An 18905-nucleotide genomic window follows, 5' to 3' on the forward strand; every position below is an offset into this window, starting at 1 on the left:
GGGGGGAGTGGGGATCTTTTACCGCCGGCCCCGCCGGGGGTACACCGGGGCGCCGCTGAGCCCCCCCGAATCCGCCGACCCCCTCCGGGTGCAGGCGTGCATCGCCGGCGAGCTGGCCGCCCGCGCCGCGCAGCGGATCGGCGCCGAGCAGCTCGCCGAACTCGCCCCGCTGGTGGACGAGATGCAGCTGGCGGCGCAGTTCGTGCTCGCCGACATGGGCGGCCTGGTGGGCCGCTTCCACGCGCTGCTGTGGCGGATCGCGGATTCCCCGAAGCTGTCGTGGTTCCTCGGCATCGCGGTGCGGTACGCGCCACAGCACGTCGCCGCGGCGGTGCCCGGTTGGCGCGAGATGGCCGCCACCGACCACGAAGTCCTGCTGTCCGCGTTGCGGCAGCGCGACCCTGTTGGCGCGCGCACCGCGATGCACGAGCACGTGACCCGTACCGGAGAGTTGCTGATCCATCACCTACAGCAACTGGGCTTGTGGTCGCAGCCCGCCGAAAGTGCCTCCCACCAGGGAGTTCCGCATCACACCGGGAACAATGGCCCTGGTCGCTAACGTTGTTGGGCCCGGCGGCGACACCCATGGTGGGACGCCGGTCGAGGCGTCGCCGCCACTCCGCCCATCCCTACGCGAGAAACTCGGGGGCCCACGCCATGCAGAGCAACAGCCGCACGATCGTGTCGGTTGTCGGAACGGTGATGATGGTCGTCACGACCGTCCTGCTCGCGACGTGGAGTCCCAGTCCCGCGGAAACCCAGCTCCCGGTGCAACCGGCCGCCAGCGACGCCTCGATCGAGGTCGGCCGCTGACCGCGGCTCCCGCGGCGGAGGTCGTGAGCGCGGAACGCGGTTGCGAGCTCACGACATCCGCCGATCAGGCTTCCCGGACGACGTCCTCGGGGCGCTTGTCGGCGCGCAGCCCGGAGAACCTCGGGTGGCGCAGCTTGCCGTCCTCGGTCCACTCGGTGAAACCGATCTGCGCCACCAGTTCCGGCGACACCCAGTGCGCGGTCGGCTCGGCCACCTCGTCGGCGAAGGGCGAGCCGTCCCGGGCCAGCTCGTCGAGCCGGGCCCGCAGGTCCCGCAGCGTCCGCTCGTCGTAGCCGGTGCCGACCTTGCCCGCGTAGCGCAGGCGCCCGTCGCGGTGGTAGCCGACCAGCAGCGCGCCGAAGCCGGACCGGGAACCCTTGGGCTCGGTGAACCCGCCGATGACGAACTCCTGGTCGGCGACGCACTTGAACTTCAGCCAGTCCCGGCTGCGACCGCTCCGGTAGGGCCGGTCCGCGCGCTTGGCGATCAGCCCCTCCCAGCCGCGGCGGCACGCCTCGCGGAAGAACTCCTCACCGGTGCCCACCCGGTGCGCGCTGAACCGCAGCGGATCGGCGAACTCGAAGCACTCGCGCAGCAGCCGCTTGCGGGTGCGCAACGACAGCCTGGTCAGGTCCACGCCGCCGAAGGCGAGCAGGTCGAAGGCGTAGTAGTAGACGCTCACCCCGGTGCGCCGGGCGACCCCCGGGTCGGTGAGGTGGATCCGCTTCTGCAGCCGGGCGAAGCTGGTCCGGTCGCCTTCGAAGGCGACCACCTCGCCGTCGAGCACGAACCGGTCCGCGCCCTGCTCGGCCAGCGCGTCGACGATCTCGGGGTAGGCCGCGTCGACCCGCTTGTGGTTGCGCGACCACAGCACCGGGCGGCCGCCGTCGCAACCGGCGACCACCCGGACCCCGTCGAGCTTGCGCTCGAAGATCCAGCCGGGGTCGGAGAACTGGTGGTGGGTCAGGGTGGCCAGCGCTGGCTCGTGCCAGGTGCCACCGCGCCAGGCCCGCAGCTCGTCCTGCTCGGCGTGGTCGACCAAGCGCAGCGGATCGTTCATCGAACCATGCCTACCCGACCCCGGGTGCGGGGCAAACCGACCCGAAGCTGAGAACGGCCTGTGAGCCGCCTGTGAGTTCGACCCCGCACGGGTTCACGGACGGGTGAATGCGGGAAACTGGAAGCACCCCCTGGACCAGGCCGAAGGTGATAGCCCCCGATGTCGAAGAACAAGAACCCGTTGACCAAGAAGCAGCCCCGGCTGTCCACCAACGTCGTCCTCACCTCCATCGTGGTGGTCGTCGCGGTGGTGGTGCTCGGCGGCGTCCTGTGGTTCAACCGCGACGGCAGCGGCGGGGCCACCGAGGAGCCCGCGGGCCCGCCCGTGGCGGCCGAGCTGCTGCGCAAGCCGGACAGCAACATGCTCGTCGAGTCGCCGGACAGCGAGGTGACGGTGGTCGAGTTCCTCGACTACCAGTGCCCCGCCTGCTGGGGCTACTACACGAACATGACCAAGCAGATCGAGCAGGACTACGCGGGCAGGATCAACTTCGTGGCCCGGAACTACCCGCTGGACGAGATGCACCCGCTGGCCCGGCCCGCCGCGCAGGCCGCCGAGGCCGCGGCGCTGCAGGGCAAGTTCCCGGAGATGTACCACGCGCTCTACGACAACTACCAGGCGTGGGCGGCGTCCCCGGACGGCAAGGTCAGCGATGACGCGGCCAAGGCCCGCGGGCTGTTCGAGCAGTACGCCGGGCAGATCGGCCTCGACCTGGACAAGTTCCGGGCGGACGTGGACTCCCCGCAGGTCAAGGCCAAGATCGACGCCGACGCCGCGGACGGCGAGAAGGCCGGGGTCAGCGGCACGCCGACCCTGTTCATCAACGGCCGCCAGTTCAAGCCCGGCCAGGACGTGCAGTCCTGGGACCAGCTCAACCAGGCGTTCCGCAGCAAGCTGGACGCGGAGCTGGCCAAGTGACCGCCGCCCACGTCGTCGAGCGGGCCGCGGCCGACGAGCCGAGCGCGCCCCGCCAGCCCCGCGGCCTGGGCTGGCTCCACGTCGTGGGTGGCCTCGTCGGGCTGGCCGGTTCCTTCGCGCTGATCGTCGAGAAGCTCGAGAAGCTGGCCAATCCCGGCTACGTGCCGTCCTGCAGCATCAACCCGATCATCTCCTGCGGTTCGGTGATGGACAGCGCCCAGGCCGCGGTGCTGGGCTTCCCGAACCCGCTGATCGGGGTGGCCGCGTTCCCGGTGGTGGTCACCACCGGGGTCGCGCTGCTGGTCGGCTTCCGCCCGCCGCGCTGGTTCTGGCTGGGCATGCAGGTCGGCACCACCCTCGCGGTGCTGTTCATCCACTGGCTGATGGTGCAGAGCCTGTACGTGATCGGCGCGCTGTGCCCGTACTGTATGGTCGTGTGGGCGGTGACCATCCCGCTCTTCTGGTACACGACCCTCCACAACCTCAGCTCGGGCAACTTCGGCGGCGGCCGATCCGTCGGCGTGGCGCTGGCCCGGTTCCACAGCCTCGTGCTGGTCCTGTGGTATCTGGTCATCGTGGTCCTGATCCTGGTGCGCTTCTGGGACTACTGGATCACCCTCCTGTAGGCGGGAGCGCCCGTTTGTTCGGTGCTGGGCTCGGGTACCAGGTGACTGCGAGTGATGGTCGCGTCGCACCGACCGAGACGAGGTGGCCCGGGATGAGCGTGGAACGCGAGGTCGCGAGGGGAGAGCCGATGACCTCCGCGGCGAACGTGGTCGAGGTCCGCATTGCGGCCGAACCCGCCCAGCTGGCGGTGATGCGCGCTGTCGTCGGGGACCTCGCGATGCGCGCCGACTACGACGTCGACTCGATCGCAGACCTCCGGCTGGCCGTGGACGAGGCCTGCTCCTCGCTGGTCCGGCTGGCCTCCCCGGGCGCCACCCTGGTGTGCCGGTTCCGCAGCGCGGACGACGCGCTGTCGGTCACCGCCGAGGTGATCAGCGACGACGCCTTCGGGCCGCGCAAGGATACTTTCAGCTGGCGCGTGCTCAGCGCTCTTGCGGACGTTGTGTCAACCTCGGTCGAGTCGGATCCCGCTGCCACCAACGGCAGCCACCTGGTGCGGATCGAACTGACCAAGGGACGGACGGCACACGTGTGAGACGAGCGGATTCCAAGCCGACGGCACATTCGCGCAACGAGCGCTACGACCGGCTGGCGCCGCTTTTCGGCGAGCTCGCGAAGCTGAGCAAGCAGGACCCCCGCTACTCCGAGCTCCGCGACAAGCTGGTCACCGAGCACCTGCCGGTGGCCGAGCACATCGCCCGCCGCTTCAGCCACCGCGGCGAGTCCCAGGAGGACCTGACCCAGGTGGCCACCCTCGGTCTGATCAACGCGGTGGACCGGTTCGACCCGGAGCGCGGCGTGGACTTCCTGTCCTACGCGGTGCCGACGATCATGGGCGAGGTGCGGCGGCACTTCCGCGACACCGGCTGGGCGGTGCGGATGCCGCGCCGCCTGCAGGAGCTGCACCTGTCGGTGTCGGCGGCCATCGCCCGCCTGTCCCAGGAGCTGGGGCGCGCCCCGACGCCGAGCGAGCTGGCCAGCCACCTGGGCATCAGCACCGACGACGTGTACCGCGGGCTGGAGGCGGGCAACGCCTACCGCAGCGCTTCGCTGGACGAACTGCTCACCGACACCGACGAGATCCCGCTGGGCGATGCGATCGGCTCCGACGACGCCGAGCTCGCCGAGGTGGAGAACCGCGAGATGGTGCGGCCGCTGCTGGAGGAGCTGCCGGACCGGGAGCGCCGGATCCTGGTGATGCGCTTCTTCCGCGGCATGACCCAGACCCAGATCGCCGAGCAGATCGGCATCTCCCAGATGCACGTCTCGCGACTGCTGTCCCGCACCCTCGGCTGGCTCCGCCAGCGGATCGAGGAGGACAAACCGGCCAGGAGCGGCGCCGAGCAGTGACCGGTGCCGCGCGGCGGCCAGCCCGCTGAGGCGCGGTCCTGGCGCGCGACCCCCGGAGTTGGGGAACCGCCCGGGACCCGTCGGGGGATTGCAGGTCCCGGGCGGTTGCTCGGGGAGGTGCTCAGCGCACCTCGATGCCGCGGGCGCTCAGCCACGACAGCGGGTTGATCTTCTTGCCACCCACGATCACCTCGAAGTGCAGGTGCGGACCGGTGGACTGGCCGCGGTTGCCCATCGTGGCGATCTTCTCGCCAGCGCCGACCTGCTCGCCCTCGCTGACGTCGATGGTGTTGATGTGGCCGTAGACGGTGATCGTGCCGTCCGAGTGCCGCAACCGGATCCACTGCCCGAAACCGCTGGCCGGACCGGCGTCGATCACGGTGCCGGCGGCCACCGCGCGGATCGGGGTGCCGATGCTGTTGGCGATGTCGACCCCGTTGTGGCTGGTGCCCCAGCGGGAGCCGAACCCGGAGGTGAAGGTGCCCTCGGCGGGCTTGACGAAGCCGCTGGCGGCCTTGCGGGCGGCTTCCTCCTTCGCGCGCTTGGCCTCGGCGGCGGCGCGCTCGGCCTCCTGGCGGGCCCGCTCGGCTTCCGCGCGGGCCTGCTGGAGGGCCTCGGCCTTGTCGATCTGACCGGCTTCCTGGACCGAGCCGGTCTCGACCGCCGGAGCGAGCAGCTGGACCGCGGCGGGACGGGTCGGCGTCCCGGTGACGGCCAGGCTCAGCTGCTTGCTCCCGGCGAGCGGGTGCACCGCTTCGCGCCGTTCGGGGACCTCGGTCTGCTCTCCGGCCGCAGCCAGCGGCTGGCCCACGGCAGCGAAAGCGCCACCGGCCACCACTGCGGCGACGAACTTGTTCCGTAGCGGGAGGGCGGCCTTCGGGGGATGGCCGCCCTCCTTGCGGTGCTTGCCCATCTTCACCTTCCGTCTCGGGGAGGTCCGGCCACTGCCCGCTCGGGGGTGCGGGTGATGTCTCTCGGGGGAGCGAGACATCGCTGTGACCGAACCGTGACGTACGAGCCGGGAACGTAGCTGAGGGTTATCAACAAGCGCAAGCACTAGCCCGTTCACCTGAACTTCAAGCCACGGACACCACGCAGTTAGTCACACTGCGTACCCAGAGAAGATGACCACCAGATAACGGCGAAGTCCGGCCGCGGACCCCAGGACCACGCCACCCGACCGGAGATCAACAGGCGGCGAAGACGATCAGCGGGACTCCGGTTTTCGCAGGTCGCCCTGCCGACCGTCGAACCGGTCGTCAAACCCCGCCCAGCCATGCCGGGAACACGGGAGTCCACAGGAGACAGTCCGGGCGGAGGGCCGGAGAACCGCGCAGGGAACCGGCTTTCGAAGATCATCCACCGGCACGAGTGGCCTTGCGCACAGAACCCGACCACCCCGGCAACTGGCCTCCCGCACTCTGGGAGGCGGTGCCACTCGATCGCGGGATCTGTTTCACTGTCCTGCATGACGCCTGGTGATCAGTGGCGGCTGCTCGTGCAGCGCCTCCACGTGGACCTCCGACGCGTCACCTCCGCAGGGTGTCGGCGCGCGCGGTAGCCCCGCCCGCACTCCCCCACTCCTCCCGTCATCGCAGCGCGCGTTCGCACGCGCGCCGGTCTCGGCACCCCTCGCACCCTCGGAGACATCGTGCAAGCGTTCCTGATCTTCGCGATCGGTGGATTCGTCGCGCAGCTGGTCGACGGCTCGCTCGGCATGGCCTACGGCGTCACGTCCACGACCATCCTGCTCGCGGCCGGGATGAGCCCGGCCCTGGCCTCCGCCTCGGTGCACCTCGCCGAACTGGGCACCTCGCTGGCCTCCGGGCTCTCGCACTGGAAGTTCGGCAACGTCGACTGGCGGGTCGTGCTCACGCTCGGCGTGCCCGGTGCGATCGGCGCGTTCCTCGGTGCCACCGCGCTGAGCAACCTCTCCACCGAGGCCGCGGAGCCGTGGATGTCCACGATCCTGCTCGCGCTCGGCCTCTACGTGCTGGCGCGGTTCGCCTTCCGGCCGCTGCGCCGCCGCCAGCTCACCGGCGTCAGTGGCAAGCTGCTCGCCCCGCTCGGCCTGGTCGCCGGATTCGTGGACGCCACCGGTGGCGGCGGCTGGGGCCCGGTGGCGACCCCGACGCTGCTGAGCACCGGCCGGGTCGAGCCGCGCAAGGTCATCGGCTCGGTGGACACCAGCGAGTTCCTGATCGCCGCGGCGGCGAGCCTCGGCTTCCTGCTCTCGCTGGCGGACCAGGAGCTGTCCTGGCTGACCGTGGGTGGTCTGCTGCTGGGCGGCGTGGTCGCCGCACCGCTGGCGGCCTACCTGGTGCGCATCGTGCCGATGCGGCTGATCGGCGTCGGCGCCGGTGGGTTGATCGTGCTCACCAACGCGCGGACCCTGATCAAGGACCTCGAGCTGCCCGGCGGGTCGCACGCGATCATCTACTCGGTCATCGTGGTGGCCTGGGTCGCCGCCATCGCCTACACGGTCCGGGTGCTCCGCGCCGAGCGCCGCCAGCCGGAGACCGACAAGGCCGACACCGCGGAGGCGGTGCACGGCTGAGCCCGGGGGTGGGGGCTCACCCGGGTCGCCACCCCGTCAAGAATTCAGCGCAACCCTCGGGGCACCCGCACGGCCCTGACTCTGAGCGAAGATTTACCCACGTGCCGTATCGCTGAGATCAACCGAACGAGTTACTGTTCGGTAGACCGTGTGGAAGCCCCCCGACACACGGTAGGTGCCCCGGGTGGGGAGTCCTGATGGCTCCGCGCCCGGGGCACCGCTCCCCGTACCACGGCCTTTCGACGCGACCGCAAACGTTTCGCGATCAAGTGTGCACCGCTGCGTTGGTATATTCCAAGCCGCCACGCGGCCCAATCTCCGCACTGCCACCAGACCAGCGGGCCTGCGCTGCGCACCACTCCCCTGAGCTCGGGCGATCGGCTCACCCGCGATCGGTATCGTTCGGCCGGACGCGGACCCCACGGAGGCGAGATGGCACCGCAGGCCCCCGAGACGACCGGTGCGAAGCGCTACTGGCGGCTGCTTCGCCGGTTCGCCGCCGCCTCGGTGGTGGCCACCGCGATCAGCCAGGTCGTCTTCCTCGCCGTCTACGCCCTGGGCGCGGCCCCGGTGGCGGCGACGATCACGGCGTGGTTGGCCGGGGCGGTCCCGAACTTCACGCTCAACCGGCACACCTGGGGCAGCACCGGGCGAACCGGTCTGCGCGGGGAGGTCCTGCGCTACGCGGTCATCTCGGTGACCACCGCCCTGCTGGCCGCCCTGGCCACGCACCACGCCGAAGCCTTCGCGCAGTCCCTCACCCGCAGCGCGCAGGTGGTGGTCGTCTGGGGCGCCTTCCTGGGCACCTACGCGGTGACGTTCGTGCTCAAGTTCTTCCTGGTCGACCGGCTGGTCTTCCCCGGTCGCCGCTGACCGCGCTCAGCGCTTGCCGGGGGCGTGGCCGAGCTGGCGGGAACGCGCGTGGACGGCCCGCACCCACCGCGTGACGGACGGACGCGTGATCAGCAGCATCAGCGTGATCACGACGACGGCCAACCCGACCCACACCAGCATCGTGGTGAGGTCCGGGCCGTCGCCGCGGCCGCGGATCGAGCGGAACACGCCGAACCCGGTCACGGTCACCGTGATCCATCCGGCCATGGCCATCATCGCGGTGTTCGGGAACCGCGGGTGCAGCAGCCGGTGGACGCCGAGCGCGTGCATGACGCCGACCGAGCCGACGATGAGCGCCAGCAGCACCACGGCGACCTCCCCGCCCCCGCTGGCCCCGGCGAGCCCCGCGACCAGCGTGTGGACGGCGACGCCGAGCACGACCAGCGCGACGGCGCCCCCGAGTGCAGCAGCGGCGAGCACCGCTCCGGGCCGCCCCGAGGACGGCGGTGCCTGCTGGGGGTCACCAGGCCCGGGTGGGTCCTGCCGTGGCTGCGGCGAGGGGACCTGCCCCTGCGGTCCCTGCTGGTTCCGAGGTAGTTGCGACATGGTCCGCTCCTGCCGAACGCCTGCGAATGCGGGCGGATACTAGCTGATCAGCACCCGGTTCGAGGCGTCTTCGACCGCCACCGGGTCGACCCGGCGCAGGAACGGCGAACGGCCCCGTCGCAGGGGCCGTTCGGGTGGACCGGTCAGTTCTTCTTGTCGCCCTTGCCGCCGAAGAACTTGTCCTTGACCTGGTCGAGCTTCTCCTTGTTCTTCGGGTCGGTGGCGTACTTCTTGGCCTGGTCGATCACCTTCTTGCCCTGCGGGCTGCTGGCGAACTCCGAGACCTTCTTGAACAGCGACATCGTTGCTCCCACCACGTCGGTGCCACGGTTTGCCCCCAGACTACCCACGCACCGGGTTCAGCCGAGCACTCCGCGCACCGAGGCGTGCCCCCTGAGCAGGTTGCGGGCCAGCGTGCGGCGCTGGATCTCGTCGGTGCCCTCGAAGATCCGCAGCAGCCGCAGGTCGCGGTACCAGCGCTCGATCGGCAGCTCCTTGGTGTAGCCCATGCCGCCGTGAATCTGCAGCACCCGGTCGACGATCTCGTTGGCGCGGGTGGCCCCGTAGAGCTTGGCGATGGACTGGGCGTGCCGGGAGTCCATGCCCTGGTCGATCTGCCAGGCCGCCTGCAGCACCAGCCAGCGCAGCGCCTCGATCTCCACCGCCGAGTCCGCCACCATCCACTGGATCGCCTGGCGCTCGGCGATCGGCTTGCCGAAGGTCTCGCGCTGCTTGGCGTACTCCACGCCCATCTCGACCAGCCGCTCGCAGGCGCCCAGCGCCCGCGCGGGCAGCATGTAGCGGCCGCGCCCGATCCACTGCATGGCGAGCGCGAAGCCGTGCCCTACCTCGCCGAGGACGTTGCCCTCGGGCACCCGCACGTTGTCGAAGACCAGCGCGGCTGGCTGGCGCTCCCACGGGCCCATGATGTCGATCGGCTCGGACTTCCAGCCCATGTCGCGGTCGACCAGGAAGCAGGTGACGCCCCCGTTGGCGCCCTTGGCCTTGTCGGTGACCGCGAAGACCATCACGAAGTCCGCGTCGATGCCGCCGGTGATGAAGGTCTTCTCGCCGTTGATCACCCACTCCGCGCCGTCCTTGACCGCCGTGGTGCGCAGGTCCTTGGCGTCCGACCCGGCCCCCGGCTCGGTGATCGCGAAGCAGGACTTGCGGGTGCCCTCGATGGTCGGCAGCAGGTAGCGCTGCTTCTGCTCCTCGTTGGCGTGGTAAAGGATGTTGTCGGCGTAGCCGCCGAACCGGAACGGCACGTAGGTGCGGCCGAGCTCGATCTCGATCAGCGCCGACATCACCGACGACAGGCCCATGCCGCCGTACTCCTCGGGCGTCTGCACGCCCCAGAACCCGGCGTCCTTCGCCTTCTGCTGCAGCTCGTGCTGCTCGTCCTTGGTCAGGCCGCGCTCCCCGGCCCGCTCCCGCCGCAGCACCTCCGGTTCCAGCGGCACCAGCTCGCGCTGGACGAAGTTACGCACCCAGTCCCTGATGTCGCGCTCGGTGTCGGAGAGCGAGAAGTCGACCATCGCCGGATCCCTTCCTGCGGCCATCTAACTAACGTCGTTAGTTTTGTGGCAGCCTAAGACGGTCCCGGCGAACGCCGCAAGGGACCTGACGAGGAGAAGACGTGCCCAGACCGACCACTCCCCGGTTGTCACCGGAACGCATCCGCCGCGTCGGGCTGGAGATCATCGACGCCGACGGCCTGGAGGCGCTGTCCATGCGCCGCCTCGCGGAACGGCTCGGGGTGCGCGCGGCCTCGCTGTACAACCACGTCTCGACCAAGGAAGATTTGCTGCACGAGATCGCCGACGACGTGATGGCCGCGGTGGACGTCGCCGGTTTCGACCAGGACTGGACGAGGGGCCTGCGCACCTGGGCCCGCTCCTACCGCGCGGCCCTGGTCGCCCACCCGAACCTGGTGCCGTTCCTGGCCTACGGCCCGGCCCGCCGCGAGAACGCCCTGCGCCGGGCGGACGCGGTGCACGGCGGCCTGACCCGCGCGGGCTGGCCGCAGCGCTACGCCACCATGATCGGCGCCTCGACGAAGTACCTGGTGGTGGGCTCGGCGATGGGCTCGTTCAGCGGTGGCTTCCCGGACGACGCGGACCTCTACGACGACCGCTTCCCCCACCTGAACAGGGCCCACCTGCTGCGCGAGCACGCGGCGGAGATCGACGAGGCCAGCTTCGAACTGGCCCTCGAAGCCCTCATCGACGGCCTCCGCAAGCAGTACCAGGCCCTGGACACCACGCGAACGACCTGAACCTGTTCAGAAGTCCGGGCAAGCCTGCACGAGATCACTCGCCCGTCCGGTTGACGTGGGTCACCGGGGGTTCGTAGCGTCCAAGGCGCAGAACCGAATACAGCGCCTACGACGTCGTGCGGGAGAGACTCCGGCCCACCGGGACCGGGGCGCCGAAGGAGCAATACTCCCCAGCAAACTCTCAGGCACCGGCACCGCGCGGCACCAGGCGATCACGGAGAAAAGCAGGAGCACCCGCTTCTCGCCCACGGTGCAAGCCACCCCCGCGGGGTGGCGAAACTCTCAGGCCAATGACTCCGGGGAGACCGCCCGACCAGCGCAAGCCCGCGCAGGTCGGGGTCGAGGTGCCCCCGATAAGGTTGGGCGCAGTGAGCTGACCGGCCCTCGACTGCCGACCGGCGCCCACCAGGAGGAGTCCCACACCATGTCGTCGCCACGACGGACGCCCTTGCACCACGTCCACGAAGCGCTCGGAGCCACCTTCACCGAGTTCGCCGGCTGGCAGATGCCGCTGCGCTACTCCGGTGACACCGCGGAGCACAACGCGGTGCGCACCGCCGCGGGCCTGTTCGACCTGACCCACATGGGCGAGATCCGGATCAGCGGCCCGCAGGCCGCCGAGGCGCTCGACCACGCGCTGGTCGCCAACGCCTCCGCGATCACCCCCGGCCGCGCCCGCTACACCATGATCTGCAACCCGGCCGGTGGCGTGCTGGACGACCTGATCGTCTACCGCCTCGACGAGCAGGAGTTCCTGGTGGTGGCCAACGCCGCGAACGCCGCCGTGGTCTCCGCCGAGCTCGCCGACCGGGTCAGCGGCTTCGACGCCCAGCACGAGGACGTCTCCGACGACTACGCGCTGATCGCGGTGCAGGGCCCGAACGCGGTGGCGATTCTCGCGCCGCTGACCGACACCGACCTCTCCGGCGTCAAGTACTACGCGGGTTACCGGACGCAGGTCGCGGGCAAGGACGTGCTGCTGGCGCGCACCGGCTACACCGGCGAGGACGGCTTCGAGCTGTTCACCGCGCCGGGCGACGCCGAGGCCGTGTGGCAGGCGCTGACCGAGTCGGGCGCGCAGCACGGCCTGCAGCCCACCGGGCTGTCCTGCCGCGACACGCTGCGCCTGGAGGCCGGGATGCCGCTGTACGGCAACGAGCTCTCCGCCGACCTCACGCCGTACCACGCGAACCTCGGCCGGGTGGTCAAGCTCGACAAGCCCGGCGACTTCGTCGGCAAGGAAGCGCTGGCGGCTGCCGCGGAGAAGCCCACCGAGCGCACCCTGGTCGGGCTGAGCACCGACCAGCGCCGCGCGCCCCGCCACGGCTACCGGGTGCTGGACGCCGAGGGCTCCGAGATCGGCGTGGTGACCAGCGGCGCCCCGTCCCCGACCTTGGGCCACCCGATCGGACTGGCCTACGTGGACCGCGAGCACAGCGAACCCGGCACCCAGCTGCAGGTCGACATCCGCGGCAAGGCCGTCGCGGTGCAGGTCGTCGAGCTGCCGTTCTACCGCCGCAACGCCTGAGAGATGCACACAGGAGGCAACACCATGTCGACACCGGACCTGTTCAACGACAAGCTGGCCGCGGTGGACCCAGAGGTGGCGGCGGCCGTCGGCGCCGAGCTCAACCGCCAGCAGACCACGCTGGAGATGATCGCGTCGGAGAACTTCGCGCCGCAGGCCGTGCTGGAGGCGCAGGGCTCGGTGCTGACCAACAAGTACGCCGAGGGCTACCCGGGGCGCCGTTACTACGGCGGCTGCGAGCACGTCGACGTCGTCGAGCAGCTGGCCATCGACCGGATCAAGGAGCTGTTCGGCGCCTCGTTCGCCAACGTGCAGCCGCACTCGGGCGCGCAGGCCAACGCCGCGGCGATGTTCGCGCTGCTCAAGCCGGGTGACACCATCATGGGCCTGGACCTGGCCCACGGCGGTCACCTGACCCACGGGATGCGGATCAACTTCTCCGGCAAGCTCTACAACGTGGTGCCCTACCACGTGCGCGAGGACGACCACCGCGTCGACATGGACGAGGTCGCCCGGCTGGCGCGGGAGAACAAGCCGCAGCTGATCATCGCCGGGTGGTCGGCCTACCCGCGGCAGCTGGACTTCAAGCGGTTCCGGGAGATCGCCGACGAGGTCGGCGCCTACCTGATGGTGGACATGGCGCACTTCGCCGGGCTGGTCGCCGCGGGCCTGCACCCGAACCCGGTGCCGCACGCCCACGTCGTCACCACCACCACGCACAAGACCCTGGGCGGTCCGCGCGGTGGCGTGATCCTGTCCTCCGACGAGGAGTTCACCAAGAAGTTCAACTCCGCGGTGTTCCCCGGTCAGCAGGGTGGGCCGCTGGAGCACGTGATCGCGGGCAAGGCGGTGGCGTTCAAGGTCGCCGCTGGCGAGGAGTTCAAGGACCGGCAGCGCCGGACCGTCGAGGGCGCCCAGGTCCTGGCCGAGCGGCTGTCGGCCGCCGACGCCAAGGAGGCCGGTGTGCAGCTGGTCTCCGGCGGCACCGACGTGCACCTGGTGCTGGTGGACCTGCGCAACTCCGAGCTGGACGGCAAGCAGGCCGAGGACCGGCTGCACGAGATCGGCATCACGGTCAACCGCAACGCGGTGCCCAACGACCCGCGGCCGCCGATGGTGACCTCCGGGCTGCGCATCGGCACCCCGGCGCTGGCCACCCGCGGCTTCGGCCGGACCGAGTTCACCGAGGTCGCCGACATCATCGCCGAGGCTCTCAAGCCGAACTTCGACGAGAGCACCAGCGCCAAGCTGCGCACCCGCGTCGAAGCCCTGGCCACCAAGCACCCGCTGTACCCGAACCTCTGACGGTTCCGGCAGCACCCCTGCGGCTGGCGCGCGCGAATCCGATTCGCGCGCGCCAGCCGTTTTTTCCGGTGCGTCCTTTTCCGACCCGGCTGGATGAACATTCACGCACATCTGGCTGAATGTGATTCAGGCCTCAACGCAATTCCTCCCCGGTGACCGAAATGCGGTTTTCCCCCGCCGGTCGCCAGTACCGGTTCGATTCGCCCGCGGAAAAGGCTCGATTCCAACTCCTCCGAATCCCTTGCCAGCACCGACCGGATGCCGGAGTATCTGCGCAGCTCCAGCGAAACACGCTGCCGAGCAACGCGTTGCGGGGAAGCGGCCCACGCGGCTGCGCACCGAGAACCCGCACCCGTTATTGGAGGAGTTCACTTCGATGAGCCAACCAGCGACCGAGGAGTACCGGAAGGATCTGAGCACCCGGCACATCAACATGATCGCCATCGGCGGCGCGATTGGTGTCGGGCTGTTCCTCGGTTCCGGAAAGGCCCTCAACCAGGTCGGCACCGGCCTGATCCTGAACTACGCGATCGCCGGTGTGATGATCTTCTTCGTCATGCGGGCGCTCGGCGAGCTGCTGATGTACCGCCCGGTGAGCGGTTCCTTCGCCGAGTACGCGGGCGAGTTCGTCGGGCCGTGGGCGAAGTTCGCGGTCGGCTGGGGTTACTGGCTGGTCTGGATCGTCACCGGCATGGCCGAGATCACCGCGGTCGGCAAGTACTTCCAGTTCTGGTTCCCGCAGGTGCCGCAGTGGATCCCGGCGCTGGGCGCGCTGATCGTGCTCAGCGGGGTGAACCTGATCGCGGTCAAGCTGTTCGGTGAGTTCGAGTTCTGGTTCGCGCTGATCAAGGTGCTGGCCATCATCGGGCTGATCGTGCTGGCCGCGCTGATCCTGGTCTTCGGGTTCAGCGACGTCGGGCCGACAGCGTCGCTGAGCAACATCTGGTCGCACGGCGGCCTGTTCCCGAACGGCGGCACCTCCGCCCTGCTGGCCTTCCAGATCGTCATGTTCGCGTTCATCGGCGTGGAGATGGTCGGGCAGACCGCCAGCGAGAGCAGCAACCCGAAGAAGGTGCTGCCGCGGGCCATCAACGCCGTGATGTGGCGGATCCTGATCTTCTACGTCGGTGCGCTGGTCGCGCTCACCGCGCTGGTGCCGTGGTTCCAGTTCCCGGCGGACGGCAGCCCGTTCGTGCACGCCTTCACCCTGGTCGGCATTCCGGCCGCCGCGGGCGTGATCAACTTCGTGGTGACCACGGCGGCGCTGTCGTCGTGCAACAGCGGCATCTACTCCACCGGCCGGATGATCCGCACGCTGGCCCAGGACGGCCAGGCACCGCGCGCGGTGGGCCGGCTCAGCGGCCGGGCGGTGCCCGCGCGGGCCATCGCCGTGACGTTCTGCGTGATGCTGATCGGCGTGCTGCTCAACTACTTCGTCCCGGAGCAGGCGTTCACCTACATCACCAGCGCCAGCACGGTCGGCGCCATCTTCACCTGGGGCATGATCCTCATCGCGCACCTGGGCTACCGCCGCAAGGTGGCGCGCGGCGAGATCGAGGCCGGACCGTTCCGGATGCCGCTGGCCCCGTGGTCAAACTACGTGGTGCTGGCGTTCCTGGCGTTCGTCGTGGTGCTGCTGGGCTTCGACGCGGAAACGCGCATCGCGCTGTACATCACGCCGGTGCTGGTGGTCGCGGTGGCCGTGGGCTACCTGGCGATCCGGAACAAGCAGCCGGAGCGCACCCCCGTCAGCAAGTGACCCACCAGTCGGCCCGGCGCACGCCCGGTGCGCCGGGCCGACTGCTGCTCAGGCCGATGCCGACTCCAGGTAGTGCAGGACGGCGAGGACGCGGCGGCTGTAGCCGGTGGTGCGCGGCAGGTCGAGCTTGTCGAAGATCGCGTTCGCGTGCTTCTCCACCGCGCTCTGGGAGATGTGCAGGTGGGCCGCCACCCCGGCGTTGGTGCAGCCCTGGGCCATCTGCTCCAGGACGTCCCGCTCGCGCGGCGTCAGGTCGGCCAGCGGGTCGCGGTCGCCGCTCGACAGCAGGCGGCGGACCACCTCCGGGTCGAAGGCCACCCCTCCCCCGGCCACCCGCTGCAGCGCGTCGAGGAACTCGTCGACCTGCACCACCCGGTCCTTGAGCAGGTAGCCGACCCGGGCCGAATCCCCGGTGAGCAACTCGACCGCGTAGCGCTTCTCGACGTACTGGGAGAGCACCAGCACCCCGACCTCGGGGAACCGCTGGCGGATCTCCAGCGCGGCGCGCAACCCGTCGTCGGTGTGGGTCGGCGGCATCCGCACGTCGACCACCGCGACGTCGGGGCGGTGTCGGTCCACTTCGGACAACAAGCTCGGCGCGTCGCCGACCGCGGCGAGGACCTGGTGGCCCTCCTCGGCCAGCAGGCGGACCAGGCCCTCCCGGAGCAGCGTGGCGTCGTCGGCCAGGATCACCCGCACGGCAACTCCGCGGTGATCACCGTCGGCCCACCGACCGGACTGTCCACCTCGAACCTCCCGTCCAGCGCGGCGACCCGCCGCGCCAGGCCGGAAAGCCCGGCGCCCGCCGCGGAGGCGCCCCCGGCGCCGTCGTCCTCGACCCGAACCACCAGCCACCCCGCTCCTCGTCGCACCTGGACGATCACGATACGCGCGTCGGTGTGCTTGGCCGCGTTGGTGACCGCCTCCGAGACCACGAAGTAGGCCACCGCTTCGACTTCCACCTCCGGGCGCGGCTCCACCTCGTAGTGCAGCTCCACGCGCATCCCGGCGCGCTCCGCCAACGCCTCCAGCGCGGGGTGCAGGCCACCCGCGTCCAGCGCCGCCGGGTACACCCGCCACGCGACGTCGCGGAGATCGCGCAGCACTTCCTGCGATTCCTGGTGCGCCTGCGCCAACAGCTCCGCCGCCCGGTCGCCGTCGCCCGCGCGCCGGGCCCGGCCGACCAGCATCCCCAGCGCCACCAGCCGCTGCTGCACGCCGTCGTGCAGGTCGCGTTCGATCCGGCGCCGCTCCTCGCGGATCGCGGCGACGACGTCGGCCCTGGTGACCGCGAGCTCCTCCACCCGGCGCTGCAACCGCTGCGCCCGGTCCGGCTCCAGGAACCGCCGCCCGAGGGCCCGCTCGAGGGCCGCGACGCCGACGAGACCAGCCAGCGCCAGGTACGCCATCACCGCGCAGAAGACGATCATGTAGGCGGTGAGCCAGAACTTCTCGGTCGGGGTGCGCCCTTCGAGCGGACCCGCCGAGGTCCACAGCTCGCTGAACTCGACAACCGCCCCCACCGCGCCGTAGCCGATCAGCAGCAGCAGGAGTCCGCCGAGCAGGCCGACGAGTCCGCGCAGCGCGAGGTAACGCAGCGCCCGAGCACCGTCCGGCTGGTCGGCGTGCGAATCGGCGAAGCACCGGGCCAGGCGCCGACGTTCGAGCTCGGCCAGCGCTCGGGCGCCGCGGAAGGCCCACGGCCGCGACCGGCTCCAGGGCAGCACCACGGCGGAGCACAGCACGTACCCGAGTTCAAGGAGCGCGGTGCAGGCACCGAGCGCCAATCCGACGAGCCCCCCGAGCCACCGACGCATGACCCCAGCCTAAGGACGCCGACAACCTGAGGTTTTCCGCACCCCGAGCACTCCGGACCACCGCATGTCCCGCAGGGGTGCGGTTTTCCGCAGCTGAGCTCTGCGCGGTGCCGCAGCCGAGTCGGTGGTCAACCGCATTCCGCGCGGGGGCGGGGGTTCCTAGGTTCGACGACCATGAACTTCCTCGCGGAGCAAGAGATCTCGACCGGTGGGTTGGTCGGGTGGGTCACCGGGCTCATGGAGACCATCGGCGGTCCCGGCGCCGGGTTGGCGGTGGCGTTGGAGAACCTGTTCCCGCCCATTCCCAGCGAGGTGATCCTGCCGCTGGCCGGGTTCGCCGCGGCCCGGGGATCGCTGAGCCTGGTCGGCGCCATCCTGTGGACGACGCTGGGTTCGGTGGTCGGGGCCGTGGTGCTGTACTACCTCGGGGCCTGGCTCGGGCGGGCGCGGACCCGTGCCATCGCGGTCCGGTTGCCGCTGGTCAAGGTGGCCGATGTCGACCGGACCGAGGCGTGGTTCGCGCGGCACGGGACCAAGGCCGTGCTCCTCGGGCGGATGGTGCCGATCTTCCGCAGCTTCATCTCGCTGCCCGCCGGGGTGGAGCGGATGGCGCTGCTGCCGTTCCTGGCGCTGACCGCGCTCGGCAGCCTGGTCTGGAACACCGCGCTGGTCCTCGCCGGGTACCTGCTGGGGCAGAGCTGGTGGCTGGTCGAGTCCTACATCGGCATCTTCCAGAACGTCGTCATCCTCGCGGTGCTGGTCGCGGTCACCTGGTTCGTCGTGACCCGCGTCCGCCGCGCCCGCCGAGCCCGCGCCTGACCGGTGAGCGGCGGTGGTCGTCGGAGCGACCACCGCTGCGGGGCGGGTGCCATGAGCGCCTCCATGTTGTTGCGTAATCCGAGTCAGGTTCCGCTACCGGCAACACGGTCGCCGCAGGCGCCCGCCACCGTCAAGGCTTCCCCCGCCGCGCAACCCGGATGGAGGCCGCCGCGGGGACCCCCTTGACGCGGCCCCGCCGCAGACCGCACATTGTTGCGCATCGCACTCCGTGTTCCTGATAGCGCAACGGAGGTCCTGATGCTCGAAGCCTGCCCGATGTCCGACCTGCCACCCGGCGAAGCCGTCCGCGTCGAGGCGCACGTGCCGATCGCGGTGTTCAACGTCGACGGCGAGCTGTTCGCGATCGACGACACCTGCACCCACCAGGACGCCTCGCTGGCGGACGGCTGGGTGGAGGACTGCCGGGTCGAGTGCCCGCTGCACGCCGCAGCGTTCGACCTGCGCACCGGGCTGCCGTGCGGCCTGCCCGCCAAACGGCCGGTGCGGACCTACCCGGTGCAGGTCGCCGACGGCGTGGTCTACGTCGAAACCGAAGCAGCCGAAGTCGCCTGACCCGCCACCCGGTCCGGGCCGGGAACCCCACCCGGCCCCGGATCGTTCGGAGCACGTGGAG

21 protein-coding genes and 2 riboswitches are annotated in these 18905 nt (G+C 70.5%); of the genes, 14 read left to right on the forward strand and 7 right to left on the reverse strand.

Features of this window, described 5'->3' with window-relative positions; all coding sequences use genetic code 11:
• Together ABT324_RS24525 and ABT324_RS24530 are read left to right on the forward strand one after the other, a co-directional pair.
• On the forward strand, positions 1 to 559 hold a 559-nt coding region (locus tag ABT324_RS24525), incomplete at its 5' end, for a GntR family transcriptional regulator (RefSeq protein ID WP_351182048.1).
• A gap of 98 nt (positions 560 to 657) precedes the next feature.
• A complete protein-coding gene (locus ABT324_RS24530) occupies positions 658 to 813 on the forward strand; it encodes a hypothetical protein (RefSeq protein ID WP_351182051.1) in 156 nt (51 codons plus the stop codon).
• A gap of 64 nt (positions 814 to 877) precedes the next feature.
• Here ABT324_RS24530 and ligD read toward each other — a convergent pair whose 3' ends face one another.
• Positions 878 to 1873, reverse strand: a complete 996-nt coding sequence (gene ligD / locus ABT324_RS24535; protein ID WP_351182054.1) for a non-homologous end-joining DNA ligase — start codon at positions 1871 to 1873, stop codon at positions 878 to 880.
• A gap of 159 nt (positions 1874 to 2032) precedes the next feature.
• Between ligD and ABT324_RS24540 the strand changes: the two genes are divergently transcribed.
• The 4 genes from ABT324_RS24540 to ABT324_RS24555 all read left to right on the forward strand — a co-directional run bounded on the left by ABT324_RS24540 (position 2033) and on the right by ABT324_RS24555 (position 4768).
• Positions 2033 to 2791, forward strand: a complete 759-nt coding sequence (locus tag ABT324_RS24540) for a DsbA family protein (RefSeq protein ID WP_351182057.1) — start codon at positions 2033 to 2035, stop codon at positions 2789 to 2791.
• The gene (locus ABT324_RS24545) at positions 2788 to 3417 is read left to right on the forward strand and encodes a vitamin K epoxide reductase family protein (protein ID WP_351182059.1); all 630 of its coding nucleotides are present in this window, start codon (positions 2788 to 2790) and stop codon (positions 3415 to 3417) included. Before ABT324_RS24540 ends, ABT324_RS24545 begins: the two co-directional genes overlap by 4 nt.
• 92 nt (positions 3418 to 3509) lie before the next feature.
• Entirely contained in the window at positions 3510 to 3953 is a 444-nt protein-coding gene (locus tag ABT324_RS24550) for an ATP-binding protein (RefSeq protein WP_351182062.1), read from the forward strand.
• Positions 3950 to 4768 (forward strand): RNA polymerase sigma factor SigF, encoded by an 819-nt coding sequence (locus ABT324_RS24555; RefSeq protein WP_351182065.1) that lies wholly within the window; start codon positions 3950 to 3952, stop codon positions 4766 to 4768. Before ABT324_RS24550 ends, ABT324_RS24555 begins: the two co-directional genes overlap by 4 nt.
• 121 nt (positions 4769 to 4889) lie before the next feature.
• Here ABT324_RS24555 and ABT324_RS24560 read toward each other — a convergent pair whose 3' ends face one another.
• The gene (locus ABT324_RS24560) at positions 4890 to 5681 is read right to left on the reverse strand and encodes a M23 family metallopeptidase (protein WP_351182068.1); all 792 of its coding nucleotides are present in this window, start codon (positions 5679 to 5681) and stop codon (positions 4890 to 4892) included.
• Positions 5682 to 6419: 738 nt separating this feature from the next.
• Between ABT324_RS24560 and ABT324_RS24565 the strand changes: the two genes are divergently transcribed.
• Positions 6420 to 7325 (forward strand): sulfite exporter TauE/SafE family protein, encoded by a 906-nt coding sequence (locus ABT324_RS24565; RefSeq protein WP_351182071.1) that lies wholly within the window; start codon positions 6420 to 6422, stop codon positions 7323 to 7325.
• A gap of 432 nt (positions 7326 to 7757) precedes the next feature.
• The gene (locus tag ABT324_RS24570) at positions 7758 to 8198 is read left to right on the forward strand and encodes a GtrA family protein (RefSeq protein WP_351182074.1); all 441 of its coding nucleotides are present in this window, start codon (positions 7758 to 7760) and stop codon (positions 8196 to 8198) included.
• Positions 8199 to 8204: 6 nt separating this feature from the next.
• On the opposite strand, the gene ABT324_RS24575 is transcribed toward ABT324_RS24570, so the two are convergent.
• From ABT324_RS24575 to ABT324_RS24585, 3 genes are all read right to left on the reverse strand, one after another.
• Positions 8205 to 8765: a hypothetical protein gene (locus ABT324_RS24575; RefSeq protein WP_351182077.1), complete on the reverse strand. Its 561-nt coding sequence runs from the start codon at positions 8763 to 8765 to the stop codon at positions 8205 to 8207.
• A 143-nt stretch (positions 8766 to 8908) separates the two neighbouring features.
• Positions 8909 to 9067 (reverse strand): hypothetical protein, encoded by a 159-nt coding sequence (locus ABT324_RS24580; RefSeq protein WP_351182080.1) that lies wholly within the window; start codon positions 9065 to 9067, stop codon positions 8909 to 8911.
• A gap of 57 nt (positions 9068 to 9124) precedes the next feature.
• Positions 9125 to 10303: an acyl-CoA dehydrogenase family protein gene (locus ABT324_RS24585; protein WP_351182243.1), complete on the reverse strand. Its 1179-nt coding sequence runs from the start codon at positions 10301 to 10303 to the stop codon at positions 9125 to 9127.
• Between the two features lie 101 nt (positions 10304 to 10404).
• Between ABT324_RS24585 and ABT324_RS24590 the strand changes: the two genes are divergently transcribed.
• The 4 genes from ABT324_RS24590 to ABT324_RS24605 all read left to right on the forward strand — a co-directional run bounded on the left by ABT324_RS24590 (position 10405) and on the right by ABT324_RS24605 (position 15635).
• Positions 10405 to 11043, forward strand: a complete 639-nt coding sequence (locus ABT324_RS24590) for a TetR/AcrR family transcriptional regulator (RefSeq protein ID WP_351182083.1) — start codon at positions 10405 to 10407, stop codon at positions 11041 to 11043.
• Between the two features lie 109 nt (positions 11044 to 11152).
• Positions 11153 to 11250: riboswitch (glycine riboswitch) on the forward strand.
• Positions 11251 to 11350, forward strand: a riboswitch (glycine riboswitch).
• A 117-nt stretch (positions 11351 to 11467) separates the two neighbouring features.
• A complete protein-coding gene (gene gcvT / locus ABT324_RS24595) occupies positions 11468 to 12571 on the forward strand; it encodes a glycine cleavage system aminomethyltransferase GcvT (RefSeq protein ID WP_351182086.1) in 1104 nt (367 codons plus the stop codon).
• 24 nt (positions 12572 to 12595) lie between these two features.
• Positions 12596 to 13876 carry a serine hydroxymethyltransferase gene (gene glyA, locus ABT324_RS24600; protein ID WP_351182089.1) on the forward strand — a complete coding sequence of 427 codons (1281 nt, stop codon included), beginning with the start codon at positions 12596 to 12598 and terminating at the stop codon, positions 13874 to 13876.
• Positions 13877 to 14252: 376 nt separating this feature from the next.
• The gene (locus ABT324_RS24605) at positions 14253 to 15635 is read left to right on the forward strand and encodes an amino acid permease (RefSeq protein WP_351182092.1); all 1383 of its coding nucleotides are present in this window, start codon (positions 14253 to 14255) and stop codon (positions 15633 to 15635) included.
• Between the two features lie 48 nt (positions 15636 to 15683).
• Here ABT324_RS24605 and ABT324_RS24610 read toward each other — a convergent pair whose 3' ends face one another.
• Positions 15684 to 16334 (reverse strand): response regulator, encoded by a 651-nt coding sequence (locus ABT324_RS24610; protein WP_351182095.1) that lies wholly within the window; start codon positions 16332 to 16334, stop codon positions 15684 to 15686.
• The gene (locus ABT324_RS24615; protein ID WP_351182098.1) at positions 16325 to 17452 is read right to left on the reverse strand and encodes a sensor histidine kinase; all 1128 of its coding nucleotides are present in this window, start codon (positions 17450 to 17452) and stop codon (positions 16325 to 16327) included. The genes ABT324_RS24610 and ABT324_RS24615 overlap by 10 nt, the downstream gene beginning before the upstream one ends.
• Before the next feature lie 174 nt (positions 17453 to 17626).
• On the opposite strand from ABT324_RS24615, the gene ABT324_RS24620 reads away from it, so the two are divergent.
• Together ABT324_RS24620 and ABT324_RS24625 are read left to right on the forward strand one after the other, a co-directional pair.
• Positions 17627 to 18271, forward strand: coding sequence for a DedA family protein (locus ABT324_RS24620; protein ID WP_351182101.1), 645 nt, complete (start codon positions 17627 to 17629; stop codon positions 18269 to 18271).
• Between the two features lie 258 nt (positions 18272 to 18529).
• Positions 18530 to 18844 carry a bifunctional 3-phenylpropionate/cinnamic acid dioxygenase ferredoxin subunit gene (locus ABT324_RS24625; RefSeq protein ID WP_351182104.1) on the forward strand — a complete coding sequence of 105 codons (315 nt, stop codon included), beginning with the start codon at positions 18530 to 18532 and terminating at the stop codon, positions 18842 to 18844.
• Positions 18845 to 18905: the final 61 nt, after the last annotated feature.

It is taken from the genome of Saccharopolyspora sp. NPDC000359 (assembly GCF_040300525.1).
In the GTDB taxonomy this organism is placed as follows: domain Bacteria; phylum Actinomycetota; class Actinomycetes; order Mycobacteriales; family Pseudonocardiaceae; genus Saccharopolyspora.